The sequence below is a fragment of the Actinomycetota bacterium genome (assembly GCA_005888325.1).
Taxonomy (GTDB): Bacteria; Actinomycetota; Acidimicrobiia; order Acidimicrobiales; family AC-14; genus AC-14.
In genome coordinates this window covers 1-17,086 of sequence record VAWU01000014.1, presented here as the reverse complement: position 1 = coordinate 17,086, position 17,086 = coordinate 1, and the positions used below count along the sequence as shown (strand labels likewise).

Here is a 17,086-nt window from a genome sequence, read left to right as displayed (position 1 = left end):
CGCTACGAAGGGATCACGTCGACGAGCTTGCGGCCTTTGCGCGAGCCGAACTTCACCGAACCGTCGGTGAGCGCGAACAGCGTGTCGTCGCCGCCTCGTCCCACGTTGTCGCCCGGGTGGAACCGCGTGCCCCGCTGGCGGACGATGATCGCGCCGGCCTGCACCTGGCCGCCGTCGAACACCTTCACGCCCAGACGCTTCGACGTGGAGTCACGGCCGTTGCGGGTGGAGCCGCCGCCCTTGGTCTTGGACATCTAACCGTCCCCTGGTTCGTCGGAGAGCGTGACGCTCTTCTTCGGGGCCGCGATGCCGGTGATCTCGATGCTCGCGTAGCGCTGGCGATGGCCCCACCGACGGCGGTTGTTGGTCTTGTTCTTGTAGGTGAAGCCGGTCATCTTGGGGCCCTTGACCTCGCCGATCACGCGCGCGGTGACCGTGGAGCCCGCCAGGGCGTCGGCCGCGGTGATCACGTTGTCGCCGTCGACGAGCAGGACGGGCTGGAAGGTGACCTCCTCGCCCGCGTCCTTGCCGAGCAGCTCGACCTGGACGACGTGGCCCTCCTCGACGCGCTCCTGCTTCCCGCCGGTGCGGATCGCTGCGTACATAGGGCGCAGAGCCTACAGGAGCGAGTCGTCGAGACGATCCCGCGGCCGGCGCAGGTGGGGCAGATACCGGAGAACGACTCGACCAGCCCCTCCGACACGCGCTTACGCGTCATCTCCACCAGGCCGAGATCGGAGATCTCGAAGACCTGGGTGCGAGTCTTGTCCCGGGCGAGGGCGTCCTTGAACGCCTTCAGCACCTCCTCGCGGTTCTTCTTGATCTCCATGTCGATGAAGTCGATCACGATGATCCCGCCGATGTCGCGGAGCCGCAGCTGGCGGGCGATCTCCTCGGCCGCCTCGAGGTTGTTGCGGAAGACGGTCTCCTCCAGGTTCGACGTGCCCACGTTCTTGCCCGTGTTCACGTCGATCACGGTGAGGGCCTCGGTGCGCTCGATGATGATCGAGCCGCCGGACGGGAGCCACACCTTGCGGTCGAGCGCCTTGTGCAACTGCTCGTGCACGTGGTGGCGCTCGAAGATCGGCAACGTCTCGTCGTCGTCGTAGAGCTCGACCCGATCGGCCAGCTCGGGGATCAGGCTCGTGACGTACTCCTGCACCTCGGCGTGCAATGCGACGTCGTCGATGACCACGCCCCGGTAGTTGCGGTTGAACTCCTCGCGAATGACTCGCACGGCGAGGTCGGGCTCGCGATAGAGGAGAGCCGGCGACTTCGACCGCTTCGCCACGGCCTCGATCGACTCCCATTGACGGAGGAGTCGCCGCACATCGCGCCGCAGCTCTTCGGCGGTCGCGCCCTCGGCCGCGGTGCGCACGATCAGCCCATGGTTCGCGGGCTTCACTTCGTCGAGGATGCGGCGGAGCCGCTTGCGCTCCTCGTCGGTGAGGCGCTTCGAGATGCCGTAGGTGGTGCTGTTCGGGATGAGGACGACGAAGCGGCCCGGTAACGACACCTCCTGCGTGAGGCGCGCCCCTTTGGTGCCGATCGGGTTCTTCGTGACCTGGCAGAGGATCGTCTGACCCGCGCGCAAGAGGTGCTCGATCCTGGCCTCGCCCTTCTCGACTACGTCCTCGGGGTCGTACTGCACGTCGCCGCGGTAGAGCACCGCGTTCTTGGGCGTGCCGATGTCGACGAACGCGGCCTCCATGCCCGGCAGCACGTTCTGGACCTTCCCCAGGTAGATGTTCCCGTGGATCTGGCTGATGTCGTCCTGGGGGCGCGAGACGTAGAACTCGATGAGGCTGCGGCCCTCGAGCACGGCGATCTGGGTGGCATGGGGGCGCACGTGCACGCACATGAGGTAGCGGCCCACCGGGCGGCCCTTGCGCTCGCGGCCGCGCCGTCGCTCGAGCGTCTCCTCGTCGAGCTCGACCGGCTCGTCGTCGCGAGCCGCCTCGGCCGTGCGAGCCGCCGCGCTCCGGCCCCGCCCGCCGCGCCGGCGACGCTTGCGAGCGGGCGCGGGCGCCTCGTCGCCGTCGGACCCGGGCGACGGGCGCGAGGAACGTGCGGGCGCGGGCCGGCTGTCGCCGATCTGCGGCTTCCGGACCAGCGCCCGCTCGGCTGCCTCCGCCGACGGGCGGTTCTCGCTCATCCGCTCGGGCAGCTCGGGCCGGGGGTCGGCGTCGTCCGAGGGGGTCTCTACCGCCGCCGCACCGGAGGCCGGGCGCTTGCGGTTCCGTCCCCCGCGTGAGCCGCGACGACGGGGCTTGTGGGGCGGCGCGGAGGCGTCGCCCGCGTCGTCAGACCCGCTGGTGACCCCGGCTTCGGGCTCCACCGGCGGTTCGGAGATCGCTTCGGACATGGCGATGGTCCCTTCTCACCGTGCACGCGCTCCTGCAAGGCGCACGTGCTGCGCGTCCGTCGCGTCGAGGGGAACCCCACGCGCGCCGTCGCGCCCGATCCATTGGTTGGTCCTGCGTACCCATGCCTCCTCGAGGCCGGGGTCGATCGCCCGCACCAGCTCGCCCGGTCGCACGGCTCGCGGTTGGGTGGCCAGCTCACACTCGATCTCGACGCCGTCGACGACCCGCAGCGAGAGGATGCCCGGGCGGATGTCGTCGGTCACGAGATTGCCCTTGCGCGTGCGCGTGACGACCAGCGTCGGCGCGGCAATGACGTCCGCCACCTTCTCGCACAGCTCGTCGTGGCCCGTGCCGGAGACCTCGACGCGCCACACGCACGACGAGACTGCCTCCTGCAGCGAGGGCGCGCCGTCCTCGATCACGGCCGCGGCGCACACCTCGACCCCCACCGGGAGGGCCTCGGAGAGGCGGGCGGGCAGCGTCGTCAGGTCGACGTCGTTCAGGTCGCCGGTCGTCCCCTCGACGAGCTCCAGGTCGAGGTACTCCGCCTCCGACTCGGCCCCGGTCGGCAACGCCAGCCCGAAGCTGACCTTGGGTCGGGGGGCGAAGCCGCCGCTGTACGCGATCGGCAGCTGCGTCCGCCGGAAGGCGCGCTCGAACATCCGGGCCAGGTCGCGGTGGCTGGTCCACCTCACCTTGCCCGCCTTGGTGTAGCGCAGCCGCACCCTCATGGCCGCGCTCCCGCCAGGCTCGCGGCCCGCGGCGACCGGGTGAGGGTGACGGGCACCTCGTGCGCCCGGCTCAGGTCCTGGCCCGTGCCCTGGCTGCCGCCCGCGGGCGGGGTGGGCGAGGCCACCAGGTGCTCGATGCCATAGCCGGTGCACACTCCGCAGTCGTAGCAGGGCGTCCACCGGCAGTCCGGGACACCGGCTCCGCGCAGCGCGTCCTGCCAGTCCTGCCAGAGGAAGTCGCGGTGGAGCCCGGCGGAGATGTGGTCCCAGGGCAGCACCTCGTCGTCGGTGCGGTGCCGGTGCACGTACCAGTCGATCGAGAGGCCGTGGCGTGCCATGGCGGCCTCCCAGAGGGAGAGGTCGAAGTGCTCCGACCATTCCTGGAAGACCCCGCCGGCCCGCCAGACGTCCTCGAGGACCGGCCCCAGCCGGCGGTCGCCTCGGCTGGCGATGCCTTCGACGAGCGTGGCCGCGGGATCGTGCCACCGCAGCTGCACCCCCCGATCACGGCGCAGGTCGTCGCGCAGGAGGTTGACCTTGCGCCGCAGGTTGTCGACCGTGTTCTGCCCGAACCACTGGAAGGGAGTGTGAGGCTTTGGCACGAAGCCCCCCACCGACGCGGTGACCGACGCCGAGTGGTTGTGCCGCCGTCCGACCTCGACGCAGTTGCGCGCCAGCTCCGCGATTCCGAGCGTGTCCTCGTCCATCTCCGTGGGCACGCCGATCAGGAAGTAGAGCTTCATGCGCCGCCAGCCCTGCGAGAAGGCGGCGTCGACGGCTTCGTAGAGGTCCTCCTCGCGGATCAGCTTGTTGAGCACCTGACGGATGCGCCACGTGCCGCCCTCGGGGGCGAACGTGAGGCCCGTGCGCCGCACCTTCTGGATCTCGGTGGCCAGGCCCACGGTGAACGCGTCGACCCGCAGGCTGGGCAGCGACAACGACACCTGGTTGCAGTTGGCCGGCTCGTTGATGATGTCGGCGACGACGCGGTCGATCCCGCTGAAGTCGGCACTCGACAACGAGGTGAGGGTGACCTCGTCGTAGCCGGTGCGCCGCAGGCCGTCGCGCACCATCGTGCGGACCTGTTCCGCCGAGCGCTCCCGCACCGGACGCGTGATCATGCCCGCCTGGCAGAACCGGCAGCCGCGCGTGCACCCGCGGAAGATCTCGACGTTGAGTCGGTCGTGCACCACTTCGGTGAGCGGTACCAGCTGCTGCTTGGGGTACGGCCATGCGTTCAGGTCGACGACCGTCCGCTTCTCGACCCGCTCCGGGACGTCGACGAACTTGGGGGTGACACCCGCCAGACGGTCGCCGTCGTAGGCGACCTCGTACATCGACGGGACGTAGACCCCCGGGATCCGGCTGAGGGCACGCAGCACCCTTTCGCGCGACCCGGCGGTGCATCCGCCCGTCTTCCAGTCGCGGACGACCTCGGTGATCTCGCCGACCGCCTCCTCACCGTCGCCGATGACGAAGAAGTCGACGAAATCGGCCAGTGGCTCGGGGTTGTAGGCGCAGTGGCCGCCCGCCCCGACGAGGGGGTCGAGCGGTCCGCGATCGGCGCCTCGCACCGGCACCCCGGCCAGGTCGATGCAGTTGAGGACGTTGGTGTAGACGAGCTCCGCCGAGAGGTTGAAGGCGATGATGTCGAACCCGCCGGCGGGCTGGTGGGTGTCGACCGAGAACAGGGGCACGCCCCGCTGCCGCATGAGCGCTTCCATGTCGCCCCAGGGGGCGTAGGAGCGCTCGGCGACTGCGTCCGCCCGCTCATTGAGTATCTCGTAGAGGATCTGGAGCCCCTGGTTGGGCAGTCCCACCTCGTAGGCGTCCGGGTAGACGAGAAGCCAGGCTGCCTGGTGCGGACCGTGCACCGGCGCTTGGGACCCGTCTTCGCACCCGATGTAGCGGGCGGGCTTCTGCACCTTGGCCAGGAGCGGTTCTATCCGCGGCCAAAGCGACGTCATGTGTGCGGCCCAGTGTACCCGGGAGGGGCTCAGTCCCCGGTCTGGAGGCCGACCGGGCAGCTCAGGCCGGTGCCGCCCAGGCCGCAGTACCCGTTCGGGTTCCTGGCCAGGTACTGCTGGTGGTAGTCCTCGGCGTAGTAAAAGGCGGGCGCGGGTGCGATCTCGGTGGTGATCTCGCCGTACCCGGCTCCTTGGAGGACGGTCTGGTAGGCGCGGCGGGAGGCCTCGGCCGCCTCCGCCTGGGCGTCGGAGGCGGTGTAGATGGCGGAGCGGTACTGCGTGCCCGTGTCGTTCCCCTGTCGCATCCCCTGGGTCGGGTCGTGGTTCTCCCAGAAGATCCGTAGCAGGTCGTCGTAGGAGATGCGGTCCGAGTCGTAGACGACCAGGACGGCCTCGGTGTGGCCGGTGCGCCCCGAGCACACCTCCTCGTAGGTGGGATTGGGCGTGATCCCCCCCGCATAGCCCACCGCGGTGGTGTACACGCCGTCCGCCTGCCAGAACTTGCGCTCCGCCCCCCAGAAGCAGCCCATGCCGAACACGGCGGTCTCCATGCCGTCGGGGAACGGCGGCGTCAGCGGGGTGCCCAGCACCAGGTGGGTCTCGGTGACGGGCATCGGTTGCGACCGCCCCGGCAGAGCGTCCTCCGCCGTCGGCATGCGGGTCTGGTGGCGACCGAACATGGGCTCACTCCTCGATGTTGTTGCGATAGGCACCCTACCGGTACGTCAATCGCCAACAAGCCGGGGGGCTCGTTCGTTCCGGGGCTCGCCCGTCCGGCGTCAGGCGAAACGGCGCATGTGCACGTTCAGCACCAGGCCGACGCTGGCGAAGCTGGCGATGGTTGACGACCCCCCGTAGGACAAGAAGGGCAGCGGGATGCCGATGATCGGCATGATCCCCATCGTCATGCCCACGTTCTCGAACACCTGGAACACCACCATCGCGAGCACCCCGACACAGAGGAGGGTGCCGAGCAGGTCGCGGGCGAGGGCGGCGGCTCGCCAGGTGCGCCACACGAGCAGGGCGAAGAGGGCGAGCAGCGTCGTCGCGCCCGCAAGCCCGAACTCTTCGCCCACGACCGTGAAGATGAAGTCGGTCTGCTGCTCGGGCACGTAGGAGAGGTTGGTCTCCCTGCCGTTCAGCAGGCCCTTGCCGGTCAGTCCCCCCGCGGCGATCGCGTTCACCGACTGGTTGAGGTTGTAGGCCGAGCGCTGGGTGTCGCCCTTGGGGTCGAGGAACGCGCCCAGGCGGTCGATCTGGTACTGCTTCAGCACGCCGAGCTGGAACACCGCGACCACGCCGATCACGCCGAGCAGCGTGAGCACCGCGATGTGACGGGGACGGGCCCCGGCGACGAGCAGCATGGCCATGAGGATGGCGATGAACACGAGGTCGGTGCCGAGGTCGGGTTGGCGGTAGATCAGCGCGACGGGCACCGAGGCCACCGCGAGCACCGTCACCAGGCGGCGGAAGTCGAGGTCGCCCCGATGCGCCGCGCAGTAGGAGGCCAGGCACAGGATGAAGACGAGCTTGGCGTACTCGGACGGCTGCAGCTGGAAGGACCCGAACTGGAACCACGCCTGCGCGCCGCGCGTGTTCGTGCCGAGCGGGGAGAGCACGGCGACCAGCACCAGCACGGTGCCGACGTACAGCACGGGTGCGAGATCGCGCAGGAGGCGGTAGTCGAGAATCGCGGTCACCACCATCACGACGATGCCGATCGCCGTCCAGAGGGCCTGGCGCTTCAGATAGCCGGTCGCGCTGATGTCCCCGACGTTCTCCTTGTGCTGGGTCGCGCTGTAGATGAGCAGCAGCCCCATCCCCGCCAGCGACATCGTGATCGCTACGAGGAACACGTCGACGTGGCGCCACGGTGCCGCTGCGTCGCGCGGGGCGCGCACGTCCTTACCGAGTGAACGGGTCGAGACCGAGACCGCGCTCACCTCAGTCCGCTCCCCCGGCGCGGGCGATCGGCTTGAGCGGCTCGCCGATGAGACCGTCGCAGATGCGGCGGACGACCGGCGCAGCTGCGTCGGCGCCGAAGCCCGCCTCCTCGAGGAGCACGGTCACCTCGAACTGGGGATTGGTGGCCGGGCCGAACGCGGTGAAGAGCGCGGTGTCCTGCTTGTTGGTCACCTCGGCGGTGCCCGTCTTGCCGGCAAGCGGCATGCGGTCGTACGGGAAGCCGATGAACGCGCCGTGCGCAGTGCCCTTCGGGTCGCTCACCGCCCCCATGAGACCGGCGAGGATCGGGTTCCGCAGGGTCGGCGGGAGGTCGAGGTGCCGGATCGCGCGTGGCGCCACGTCGCGCACCTTCGTGCCGTCGGCGTCGATGATCTCGGTGCCCAGCCGCGGCGCCCAGAGCGTGCCGCCGTTGGCGAACGTGGCGTAGGCGTTGCCCAGCTGCAGCGGGGTGATCGCCATCTCGCCCTGACCGATGGCGAGGTTGGCGTTGTCGCCGGGAAACCAGCCACCGTTCGGGAAGGCCTTCGGGTTCGAGTCGTGCAGGCGCTTGCGGATCTCGGGATCGGGCACGCGTCCGATGCCCTCGCCGAGCCCGAGATCGTGCGCCGTGTCCTGGATGGCCGTCTCGCCGTAGCGCCCTCGCGCGTTCCAGAACTTCTCACCCAGCGAGTAGAAGTAGACGTCGCTCGACACCGTCAGCGCCCGGTCGAGCCGCACCCGGCCGTGCGGCGCGGAGCCGGCGTTCCTGAAGATCTGGTTGCCGATCTTGATGGAGCCCTTGTCGTCGACGGTGGTGTTCGGGGAGATGAGGCCCTTGCTCAGCGCCGCGATCGACGTGACGAGCTTGAACGTCGACCCGGGCGCGTAGAGCCCCTCGGTCGCGCGGTCGTTCAGGGGAGCGTGCAGGGCGGGGTCCTGCAGGCGCTTGAACTCCGCGACCGCGCCATCGACGTAGATGGACGGGTCGTACGTCGGGTTCGACGCCATGGCCAGCACCGAGCCGTCGCGCGGGTCGAGCACGACGGCGGCGCCGGCAGGGGCGAGGAAGTGCTTCTTGTACTGTCGGTCCTGACCCTGGCGAGCAGCCGCGAGACCCTCGGCCAGCGCGGTCTCGACCATCCGCTGCACGTTGATGTCGATGGTGAGCCTCACGTCGTGGCCGGGCACCGGCGGTCGCGAGTTGAGCGTGCGCAGCACCCGTCCCGCGGCATCGACCTCGAGCTCTTCGATGCCGGGCTGTCCGCGCAGGTCGTTCTCGAAGCTCAGCTCGACGCCGGTCTTGCCGATGGTGTCACCCGGCTTGTAGCCCCGTCGCAGCCGCTTGCGCGCGGCCAGCTCGTCGGAGTTGATCTCGCCGGTGTACCCGAGGACGTGGGCCGCCAGCTCACCCTGCGTGTACTCGCGCTCGGTCAAACGGGTGTTCGCGACGCCCGGGAACTCCGACGCGTGCTCGCGCACGTAAATCAACTTCTCCTTGGGGACGTCGCGGGCGATCGGCACCGGCTTGTAGACGCTGTAGCGCTTGCTCTCGATGCGGCGCTGGAGCTCGTCGCTCGAGATGCCCAGGATGAAGGCGAGGCGCGACTTCACGTCCGGGCGCATGGGCAGGTCGTTGCGGTCGACCGTGATGACGTCGGAGATGCGGTTGCGGACCAGCTCGACCCCGTTGCGGTCGAGGATGCGCCCGCGCGGCGCCTCGGTCGTGACCAGCCGCACGCTGTTCGTCGACACGGCCTGGTACTGGTCCGACGCCATCACCTGCAGGTACCAGAGGCGCACGAGCAGGGCGGAGAAGAGCGACAGCACGACGACACCGAGCACACCCAGGCGCAGGCGCGACGAATCGGGGCTCACGGGCTCGCGCATCAGGCGTAGGCCCGGGCGTGCGGGTTCCGGAACGCACCACGCACCAGGGGCACGACCACGACGGCGAGGACCGCGTCGAGCAACCCGACCACCCCTGCGACCAGGGGCAGGCGACCGGTCACGAGCTGCCGCTCGCCGAACAGCGCCCCGACGAGCGCGAACAGCACCTCGCCGGCCGCGCAGGCGACGAGCGCAGTGACGACCGGGAGCCACCACGACGAGCGCAGCACGCCGGCCTGGAGCAGCCCGACGCCGTACCCGACGAGGCAGAACACCATCGCCGACAGCCCCAGCGGTGTCTCGAGGAAGAGCAGATCCGTGAGGAGGCCGACCGAGAACCCGAGGACCGCTCCCACGCTCGGCCCCGCCACGATGCCCCCGGCCACGGCGACGAGCAGCATGAGGTCGGGGTGCACGCCGCGCACCCGCACATCGGGCAGCAGCTGGGCGTGCACCACGAGCGCGATCAGCACGAGCACGGGCACCTTGAACCGGGGCCCGATCAGGTCTCTCACTGGTCCTCGCTCATCGGTGCTCGCTCATCACGGCGTCCACTTCAGGACCTTGACGTACGACAGGCGCTGGAGGTCGACGATCGGCTCCATGGTGACGTCCTGCTGCAGCGAGCTGGGAACCGCTTTCGCAGTGCGCACCCGACCCACGGGGATGGCTCCCGGGAAGACCGCTCCCTGCAGACCGCTCGTGACGACCACCTCGTTGCTCTTGATCACCGTCGAGTTGTAGAGGAGGTCGATGGTGAGCGGCTTGCCCGGGCCGTTGCCCTTCGCCGCGCCGGTGTCCTGCGAGTTGGTGAGCCGCACGCCGACGTTGAAGTCGCGATCGGTGACGAGCAGCACGGTGGCCCGCTTCGACGACACCCGGATCACCTTGCCCACCAATCCGGCGCCGGTCACCACGGGCATGCCGACCGCGACGCCCTTGGCCGATCCCACGTCGATCTCCACCGCGAGCTGAAAGTTGGACGGCGACGTCGTGACCACCTGGGCCGCGACCGCGGGGATCTGCGCCGCGAACTCGAGGTGCTCGTTCGCCTTCACCGTTCGCAGCTCACGGTCGGTCTCCGCCGCGAGCACGTCCTTCGATCGCACCTGGTCGAGCTGGGCGCGCAGCCGGCGGTTCTCGGCCTTGAGGTCGCCGTAGTCGAACACGCCGCTGAAGAAGTCGCCGACCGGTGAGAAGGTGTCGCTGGTCGCGTCCTCGACCGACCCGAACGCATCGCGCGCGGTGGACCGGGCCGACTCGAGCACGTCGGATCCCTGCCCGCGCTGGTCGAGCGTGATGACCGTCACCGACGTGAGGAGGAGAAGGACGAGCAGGAAGCGATGACGGCGGGAGCGCCGGTACACGGCCACGACCCGGCGGCCGCCGCGTTACCGCTCGTGGGCGGAGATCAGGACCTGTCTCAGCACGTCGAACTCCTCGAGACACTGCCCCGACCCGATCACCACCGAGTGCAGCGGGTTCTTGGCGATCACGATCGGCATGCCCGTCTCGGCCGACAGTCGGGCGTCGAGGCCGTGGAGGAGCGCCCCGCCACCGGTGAGCACGATGCCCTCCTCCATGATGTCGGCCGCGAGCTCGGGAGGCGTCTTGTCGAGGGTGACCTTGACCGCGTCGACGATCGACGAGACCGGCTCCTCGATCGCGTAGCGGATCTCCTCGGTGGACGTCACGATCGTCTTGGGCAGCCCGGTGAGCAGGTCGCGACCGCGGATCTCCGCGTGCAGCTCGGTCTCGAGCGGGCACGCCGAGCCCAGCGCGATCTTGATCTCCTCTGACGTCCGCTCGCCGAGCGCGAGGCTGTACTCCTTCTTGATGTGCTGGATGATGGCCTCGTCGAGCTCGTCGCCGCCGATGCGGATCGACTGGCTGGTGACGATGCCCCCCAGCGAGATCACTGCGACCTCGGTGGTGCCGCCGCCGATGTCGACCACCATGTTGCCCGTCGGCTCGTGCACGGGAAGGCCGGCGCCGATGGCCGCGGCCATCGGCTCCTCGATGATGAAGGGGGTCTTGCGCGCCCCTGCGTACTCGGCGGCCTCCTGCACCGCGCGCTTCTCCACGCCGGTGACACCTGACGGCACGCAGATCACCATGCGGGGCTTCGCCCAGCGCCGCTGGTGCACGCGCTGGATGAAGTAGCGGAGCATCTTCTCGGTGATCTCGAAGTCGGCGATCACGCCGTCCTTCAACGGGCGGATCGCCTGGATGTGGCTCGGCGTGCGGCCGATCATGCGCTTGGCCTCGATGCCGACCGCGAGCGGACGACCGTCGCGCACGTTGACCGCGACCACGGACGGCTCGTTCAGCACGATGCCGCGCCCGCGGACGTAGACGAGTGTGTTCGCCGTGCCGAGGTCGACCGCCATGTCACGGCCCAGGAACGATGAGAAGAGGTTGTCGGCCATTCGCGAGGGGACCTCCGCGCACTGCGGGGGGAGGGTCCGGGCAAGGCTACGAGAGTCCGACGTTGTGGACAAGCCGGGGCCCGGCTGCTCGCCCCGGAGGTGCCGCGATCGCGGGGAGCGCGCGGCTCAGTGCACGGTGGGTGCGCCGCGCAGCGCGGCGCGGGCCGTGCCCACGACGTACAGCGAGCCGGTGATCAGGACCATTTCAGCCGGTTCGGCCACCTTGCGCGCGCGCGCCACCGCCGCCTCGACCGACTCCGCGACCTCGGCGGCGATGCCGAGGCCGTGCGCGGCGGCCGCCAGCTCCTCGGGGGGGAGGGCACGCGGCGACGGGGGCGGGCAGGCCACGACCAGGCGAGCCCGCTCGGCGTCGAGCGCCACGAGCATCTCGGTGGGGTCGCGCCCCCGGAGCAGGCCGACGACCAGCACCCGCCCCGACGCGCCGAACGCCTCGTCGAGGGCCTCGGCCAGGGCGCGTCCCCCCGAAGGATTGTGGGCGCCGTCGAGCACGACCAGCGGTTGGCGGCCGACGACCTCGAGGCGCCCGGGAAGACGCACCGCGGCAAACGCCTCGTCGATCACGTCGCGCACGATCGCCGCACCGAAGAACGCCTCGGCCGCGGCTAGCGCGATCGCGGCGTTGTCGCCCTGATGCGCGCCGTGCACCGGCAGCAGGACCTCGTCGTAGGACGCGCCGGGGGTGCGCAGCTCGAGCAGGCGACCGCCGAGCGCGAGCTGGTTGCGGATGCAGCCGAAGTCCTCGTCGCGCTGCCACACCTCCGCCGCCTCGACGGCCCGAAAGATGGACACGAGGTGCGGGTCGGTCTCGCCCAGCACCAGCGTGCTGCCGGGTTTCACGATGCCCGCCTTCTCTGCCGCGATGTCGGCCCGCGTCGGCCCGATGACCTCTTGGTGGTCGAGGCTGACGTTCGTCACCACCGCCACCTGCGCGTCGGCGACGTTGGTCGCGTCCCAACGTCCGCCGAGGCCCACCTCCAACACCGCGACGTCGACCGCGACGTCGGCGAACCAGCCGAACGCGGCCGCGGTGAGGATCTCGAAACGAGTCGGCACCTCGTCGAGCCCCGCCTCGAGGTGTCCGATCGCCTGCAGGGCCTGCGCGAGCTCCTCGTCGGCGATGGGCTCGTCGTTCCACGCCATGCGCTCGTTGACGCGCTCGAGGTCCGGGCTCGTGTACGTGCCCACCGAGAGGCCGCGCGCGGCCAGCAGCGCGGTGATCATGCGCGCCGTGGAGCCCTTGCCGTTGGTGCCCGTGATGTGGATCACGGGGTAGGCGCGCTGCGGCTCGCCCATCAGCGCGACCACGCGTCGCATCCGGTCGAGTCGCATCGAAGCCGCCCTCGGGGCCGGGTCGGCCTCGAGATTGACGTGGGCGTCGAGCCAGGCGAGGGACGCGGCCAGCTCGGCGGTCAGCGCGCTACCGGACCACCACGAGGGTGGGCATGTCGAGGTGCTCGGCGAGCTCGGCCAATCTGGGACGAGCCGCCTCGGCCACCCGCTCCGCCTGCCCACGCGCCACCCCGGCGGCATGCTCGAGCTGGGGCCGGGCCGCCACCGCCGCTCGGACGGCCGCGTCGCGCGTCCGCTCCGCGGCCAGCTCGACGTGGGGACGGGCGGCCTCGGCCGCCTTCACCGCCGCGTCCCTCAGGCCCGCGGCGGACACCCCGGCCAGCCGGGAGCGCCGTTTGGCCCGACGTCGGGCGCGCCGGTCGAGGACGAGCCCGACCACGCCCCCCGCCACCGCGGCGCCACCGGCAGTTCGAGCCATCTTCGACGCCACCACGTCGTTCGGCTCGTCGCTCTGCATCGACTTGGCGGCCACGACAACTGCACCGACGACGCCGCCGATTACCACGCCCTTCACCATCATGCCCATGGCGCGGAAGCCTAACCAGTGTGCGAAGTGCGGAAGCGCACGAGCGCAGGGAGCGCCGTGAGCGCTACGAGGCGGCGCGCGTGCGCCGTGCCGGTGCCGTCGAATCGGTGCGCGGCACGAGCGTGGGGTTGACCTTCTCCAGCACGACCGAGCGGTCGATGACGCATTTGCCGACGTCGGTGCGGCTGGGCAGGTCGTACATCACGTTGAGGAGCACTTCCTCGAGGATCGCCCGCAGGCCGCGCGCCCCGGTGCCGCGGAGAAGCGCCTGCTCGGCCACCGCCTCGAGCGCGTCGTCGGAGAACTCGAGCTCGACACCGTCGAACTCGAAGAACTTGTGGTACTGCTTCACGAGCGCGTTCTTGGGCTCGACGAGGATGCGCACGAGCGCCTCCTTGTCGAGGCTCGACACCGCCCCGATGACGGGCAGGCGACCGACGAACTCGGGGATGAGCCCGAACTTCAGCAGGTCCTCGGGCAGCACCCGGCCGAGGATGGCGCCGAGCTCCTTCTCCTCGGAGCGGCGGATGTCGGCCGCGAAGCCGACACCCTTGTGCCCGATGCGGCTCTCGATGATCTTCTCGATGCCGGCGAACGCCCCGCCGCAGATGAAGAGGATGTTGGTGGTGTCGATCTGGATGAACTCCTGATGGGGGTGCTTGCGACCCCCCTGCGGCGGCACCGACGCAGTGGTTCCTTCCAGGATCTTCAACAGTGCCTGCTGCACGCCCTCGCCGGAGACGTCGCGCGTGATCGAGGGGTTCTCGCTCTTGCGCGCGATCTTGTCGATCTCGTCGATGTAGATGATGCCGGTCTCGGCCTTCTTGACGTCGTAGTCGGCGGCCTGGATGAGCTTGAGGAGGATGTTCTCCACGTCCTCACCGACGTAGCCGGCCTCGGTCAGCGCGGTGGCGTCGGCGATGGCGAACGGCACGTTGAGCATGCGTGCCAAGGTCTGGGCCAGCAGGGTCTTGCCGCAGCCCGTCGGGCCCAGCAGCAGGATGTTCGACTTGGCCAGCTCTACCTCGGCCTCGGTGTAAGCGCCGACCTGTACCCGCTTGTAGTGGTTGTAGACCGCGACCGAGAGGATCTTCTTCGCCTGTTCCTGGCCGACCACGTAGTCGTTGAGGAACTCGTAGATCTCCCTGGGCTTGGGGAGCTCGTCGAATCGCAGCTCGGAGGTCTCGGAGAGCTCCTCTTCGATGATCTCGTTGCACAGGTCGATGCACTCGTCGCAGATGTAGACGCCCGGTCCCGCGATGAGCTTCTTCACCTGCTTCTGGGACTTCCCGCAGAAAGAGCACTTCAGCAGGTCGCCACCGTCTCCGAACTTGGCCACGAGACTCGATCCCCCGGATCTCTAGCTCACGCCCGCGACCTGGGGCACCTGCGCCAGCTCGCGGGTCACGATCACTTCGTCGATGATGCCGTAGTCCTTGGCTTCGTCGGCGCTCATGATGAAGTCGCGGTCAGTGTCCTTGCTGACTTTCTCGATCGACTGCCCGGTGTGGTGCGCGATCACCCGGTCGAGGAGCTCGCGCATGCGCAGGATCTCCTTCGCCTGGATCTCGATGTCGGACGCCTGGCCGCCCGCGCCGCTGTAGGGCTGGTGCAGCAGGATCCGCACGTGTGGGAGTGAGAAGCGCTTGCCACGGGTGCCCGCGGCCAACAGCACCGCCGCCGCCGACGCCGCCTGGCCCATGCAGAAGGTGCTCACGTCGGGCCGGATGAACTGCATCGTGTCGTAGATGGCGAAGAGCCCGGTGATCTCGCCGCCCGGCGAGTTGATGTAGAGGCTGATGTCTTTGTCGGGGTCCTCCGACTCGAGGTGCAGCAGCTGCGCCATCACGAGGTTCGCCACCGTGTCGTCGATCGGAGTGCCGATGAAGACGATGCGCTCCTTGAGGAGGCGGGAGTAGATGTCGAAGGCCCGCTCGCCGCGGTTGGTCTGCTCGACGACCGTCGGCACCAGATAGTTGCGAGCGGGCTGCATCAGCTTCGTGATCTCCTACTGCTCTGTTTCCGAATTCGGTGTTCCTGAATTCGGTGCTTCTGAGTTCGGTGCTTCCAGATTCGGTGCTTCTGCGTTTGGTGGCACGAGCAGCGCCCGATCCACGGGTCGACCCTCCTCGTCGACGATCTCCACGTGCTCGACGAGCCACTCCAGGGCCTTTCCCTTCCTGATGTCCGAGCGTACCGCGGGCAACTGGTCCCCGCGGTCGAGGCGGCGGCGCAGGGCGGCGGGCTTCTCGCCCAGTCGCTCGGCGAGGCGGGCGATCTCGGCGTCCAGGTCGGCATCGTCGGCCTCGACCGCCTCGGCGTCGGCCACGGCCCGCAGCGCCAGGTCGGCCTTCACCGCGTCGACGGCCCCGGACCGCAGCTCGGAGATGAACTCGTCCTGCGGCTTCCCCATCGCCTCGAGGTACTGCTCGAGGTCGGCGCCCTGCGCCTGCAGCCGGTGGACGATGTCGTGGAGGCGACGCTCCATCTCGTGCCCGACGAGCGCTTCCGGCATCTCCTCCTCCACGAGCTGCACGATCGCATCGACCACCTGCTCGCGGAGGGCCAGCTGCGTCTGCACCTTCTTCACGGTCGACATGCGCGTGCGGATGTCGCCGCGCAGCTCGTCGACCGTGTCGAACTCGGAGGCCTCGCTCGCCCACTCGTCGGTGACGTCGGGAAGGAGCTTCTCCTTCACCTCCTTGACGAGCACCTGGATGGTGACGTCGTCACCCTCGTCGCCGCCGGGGATCGGCGCGTTGAACTTGAGGATGTCGCCGGGCTTGGTGCCGCGGAGCTGCTCGTCGAGCTCGGGCACCACCGACCCGCTCCCCACCTCGTAGAGGAAGTCGTCGGCCGTGAGCCCCTGGATGGTCTCGGAGTGGCGGTAGCCCTTGATGTCGATCGAGACGTGGTCGCCGTCGCGCGCCGGCCGACCGACCGTCTGCAGCTCGCCGAACTGGTCGCGCAGACGATCGACCTGACGGTCGATCTCCTCATCGGTGACCTCGGGGCTGGGCACGGTGACCTTCAGGACGCTGTAGCCGCCCACCGAGACCTGGGGCCGGACCTCGACGACCGCGTCGAACGCCACCGGACCCGACTCCTCGCCCGCGGTGATGTCGATGTCGGGTGGGGCGATGGCGTCGACGTCGTGGTCCTTGAGCGCCTGCTCGTAGTACGTCGGCAGCGAGTCGCGCAGCGCCTCCGCACGCGCCGCCTCGGCGCCCAGCCTCGCCTCGAGGAGGCGCCGGGGTGCCTTCCCCGGCCGGAAGCCGGGAATGCGGACCTCGTTGGCGATCTTGCGGAAAGCGGCATCGAGAGCCCGGTCGAACTCGCGCTCGTCCACCTCGACGGAGAGCTTGACCTTGTTTCCTTCGAGCGGTTCGACCGTGGTCTTCATCGGATCGCCGATTCTACCGGGAGCGTGTTTCTGGACGGCACGGCGGTTGACCGGGCAGTCGGAGAGTATGAGACGCCTCCCTCGACCGGTCGCACCGGCCGGCGCACAGCCGCCACGAACCGTGGCCGCCACCGCCTTCTTCTAACGGGCACGCTCAGAAGGGGTGATCCCCCCGGATGGCGCGGTTCTTCGATGAGTGCGAAACACGAGGGCATGTACGCTCGCCGGGGCCGGACCGGGGAGTGGCGCAGTGGTAGCGCACCTGCTTTGGGGGCAGGCGGTCGCGGGTTCAAATCCCGCCTCCCCGACCACCGGGTCGCTCGCGCGAGCCCGGCCAACGCGGGTGTAGCTCAACGGTAGAGCTCCAGCCTTCCAAGCTGGCGACGCGGGTTCGATTCCCGTCACCCGCTCCCCCTTGAACAAGGGCTCTCGCCCGCTCAGAGACTCGGAGACACGGCCATG

The 17,086-nt window shown here is 69.5% G+C and carries 15 protein-coding genes, 2 tRNA genes and 1 pseudogene; 2 read left to right on the top strand and 16 right to left on the bottom strand.

Features of this window, described 5'->3' with window-relative positions:
- Positions 1-2: 2 nt before the first annotated feature.
- From E6G06_03035 to tig, 16 genes and pseudogenes are all read right to left on the bottom strand, one after another.
- The gene (locus tag E6G06_03035; protein ID TML93192.1) at positions 3-254 is read right to left on the bottom strand and encodes a 50S ribosomal protein L27; all 252 of its coding nucleotides are present in this window, start codon (positions 252-254) and stop codon (positions 3-5) included.
- Positions 255-605, bottom strand: a complete 351-nt coding sequence (gene rplU / locus E6G06_03030) for a 50S ribosomal protein L21 (protein TML93191.1) — start codon at positions 603-605, stop codon at positions 255-257.
- A 35-nt stretch (positions 606-640) separates the two neighbouring features.
- Positions 641-2,365, bottom strand: a pseudogene (locus E6G06_03025) (Rne/Rng family ribonuclease).
- A gap of 15 nt (positions 2,366-2,380) precedes the next feature.
- Positions 2,381-3,097 carry a DUF2344 domain-containing protein gene (locus tag E6G06_03020; GenBank protein ID TML93190.1) on the bottom strand — a complete coding sequence of 239 codons (717 nt, stop codon included), beginning with the start codon at positions 3,095-3,097 and terminating at the stop codon, positions 2,381-2,383.
- Complete coding sequence (locus E6G06_03015; GenBank protein TML93189.1) at positions 3,094-5,064, bottom strand: TIGR03960 family B12-binding radical SAM protein; 1,971 nt, start codon at positions 5,062-5,064, stop codon at positions 3,094-3,096. The genes E6G06_03020 and E6G06_03015 overlap by 4 nt, the downstream gene beginning before the upstream one ends.
- 29 nt (positions 5,065-5,093) lie before the next feature.
- Positions 5,094-5,744: a peptide-methionine (S)-S-oxide reductase MsrA gene (gene msrA, locus E6G06_03010; protein ID TML93188.1), complete on the bottom strand. Its 651-nt coding sequence runs from the start codon at positions 5,742-5,744 to the stop codon at positions 5,094-5,096.
- A 99-nt stretch (positions 5,745-5,843) separates the two neighbouring features.
- Positions 5,844-7,007, bottom strand: coding sequence for a rod shape-determining protein RodA (gene rodA, locus E6G06_03005; protein TML93187.1), 1,164 nt, complete (start codon positions 7,005-7,007; stop codon positions 5,844-5,846).
- Between the two features lies 1 nt (position 7,008).
- Positions 7,009-8,895, bottom strand: a complete 1,887-nt coding sequence (gene mrdA, locus E6G06_03000) for a penicillin-binding protein 2 (protein TML93186.1) — start codon at positions 8,893-8,895, stop codon at positions 7,009-7,011.
- Positions 8,895-9,410, bottom strand: a complete 516-nt coding sequence (mreD, locus tag E6G06_02995; GenBank protein ID TML93185.1) for a rod shape-determining protein MreD — start codon at positions 9,408-9,410, stop codon at positions 8,895-8,897. The genes mrdA and mreD overlap by 1 nt, the downstream gene beginning before the upstream one ends.
- A gap of 27 nt (positions 9,411-9,437) precedes the next feature.
- Complete coding sequence (gene mreC, locus E6G06_02990; GenBank protein TML93184.1) at positions 9,438-10,268, bottom strand: rod shape-determining protein MreC; 831 nt, start codon at positions 10,266-10,268, stop codon at positions 9,438-9,440.
- Positions 10,269-10,286: 18 nt separating this feature from the next.
- Positions 10,287-11,324 carry a rod shape-determining protein gene (locus tag E6G06_02985; protein ID TML93183.1) on the bottom strand — a complete coding sequence of 346 codons (1,038 nt, stop codon included), beginning with the start codon at positions 11,322-11,324 and terminating at the stop codon, positions 10,287-10,289.
- 126 nt (positions 11,325-11,450) lie between these two features.
- Complete coding sequence (locus E6G06_02980; protein ID TML93182.1) at positions 11,451-12,875, bottom strand: bifunctional folylpolyglutamate synthase/dihydrofolate synthase; 1,425 nt, start codon at positions 12,873-12,875, stop codon at positions 11,451-11,453.
- The gene (locus tag E6G06_02975; protein TML93181.1) at positions 12,763-13,221 is read right to left on the bottom strand and encodes a hypothetical protein; all 459 of its coding nucleotides are present in this window, start codon (positions 13,219-13,221) and stop codon (positions 12,763-12,765) included. Before E6G06_02975 ends, E6G06_02980 begins: the two co-directional genes overlap by 113 nt.
- A 64-nt stretch (positions 13,222-13,285) precedes the next feature.
- The gene (gene clpX / locus E6G06_02970) at positions 13,286-14,560 is read right to left on the bottom strand and encodes an ATP-dependent Clp protease ATP-binding subunit ClpX (protein ID TML93180.1); all 1,275 of its coding nucleotides are present in this window, start codon (positions 14,558-14,560) and stop codon (positions 13,286-13,288) included.
- Between the two features lie 21 nt (positions 14,561-14,581).
- Positions 14,582-15,214: an ATP-dependent Clp protease proteolytic subunit gene (locus E6G06_02965; protein TML93179.1), complete on the bottom strand. Its 633-nt coding sequence runs from the start codon at positions 15,212-15,214 to the stop codon at positions 14,582-14,584.
- A 15-nt stretch (positions 15,215-15,229) separates the two neighbouring features.
- Positions 15,230-16,624, bottom strand: coding sequence for a trigger factor (tig, locus tag E6G06_02960; protein TML93178.1), 1,395 nt, complete (start codon positions 16,622-16,624; stop codon positions 15,230-15,232).
- Positions 16,625-16,860: 236 nt separating this feature from the next.
- Between tig and E6G06_02955 the strand changes: the two genes are divergently transcribed.
- Positions 16,861-16,935: transfer RNA gene (locus E6G06_02955), tRNA-Pro, on the top strand.
- A gap of 28 nt (positions 16,936-16,963) precedes the next feature.
- Positions 16,964-17,037 (top strand) — tRNA-Gly (locus tag E6G06_02950).
- Positions 17,038-17,086: the final 49 nt, after the last annotated feature.

What these genes read in the sequence shown, in the direction of transcription:
- E6G06_03035 (TML93192.1), bottom strand. Translation starts at nt 254, where the DNA reads ATGTCCAAGACCAAGGGCGGCGGCTCCACCCGCAACGGCCGTGACTCC.
- rplU (TML93191.1), bottom strand. Translation starts at nt 605, where the DNA reads ATGTACGCAGCGATCCGCACCGGCGGGAAGCAGGAGCGCGTCGAGGAG.
- E6G06_03020 (TML93190.1), bottom strand. Translation starts at nt 3,097, where the DNA reads ATGAGGGTGCGGCTGCGCTACACCAAGGCGGGCAAGGTGAGGTGGACC.
- E6G06_03015 (TML93189.1), bottom strand. Translation starts at nt 5,064, where the DNA reads ATGACGTCGCTTTGGCCGCGGATAGAACCGCTCCTGGCCAAGGTGCAG.
- msrA (TML93188.1), bottom strand. Translation starts at nt 5,744, where the DNA reads ATGTTCGGTCGCCACCAGACCCGCATGCCGACGGCGGAGGACGCTCTG.
- mrdA (TML93186.1), bottom strand. Translation starts at nt 8,895, where the DNA reads ATGCGCGAGCCCGTGAGCCCCGATTCGTCGCGCCTGCGCCTGGGTGTG.
- E6G06_02985 (TML93183.1), bottom strand. Translation starts at nt 11,324, where the DNA reads ATGGCCGACAACCTCTTCTCATCGTTCCTGGGCCGTGACATGGCGGTC.
- E6G06_02980 (TML93182.1), bottom strand. Translation starts at nt 12,875, where the DNA reads ATGCCGCCGGGGTGGCGCGTGGGCAGGCGGAGCGGGTGGCCGAGGCGG.
- E6G06_02975 (TML93181.1), bottom strand. Translation starts at nt 13,221, where the DNA reads ATGGGCATGATGGTGAAGGGCGTGGTAATCGGCGGCGTCGTCGGTGCA.
- E6G06_02965 (TML93179.1), bottom strand. Translation starts at nt 15,214, where the DNA reads ATGCAGCCCGCTCGCAACTATCTGGTGCCGACGGTCGTCGAGCAGACC.
- tig (TML93178.1), bottom strand. Translation starts at nt 16,624, where the DNA reads ATGAAGACCACGGTCGAACCGCTCGAAGGAAACAAGGTCAAGCTCTCC.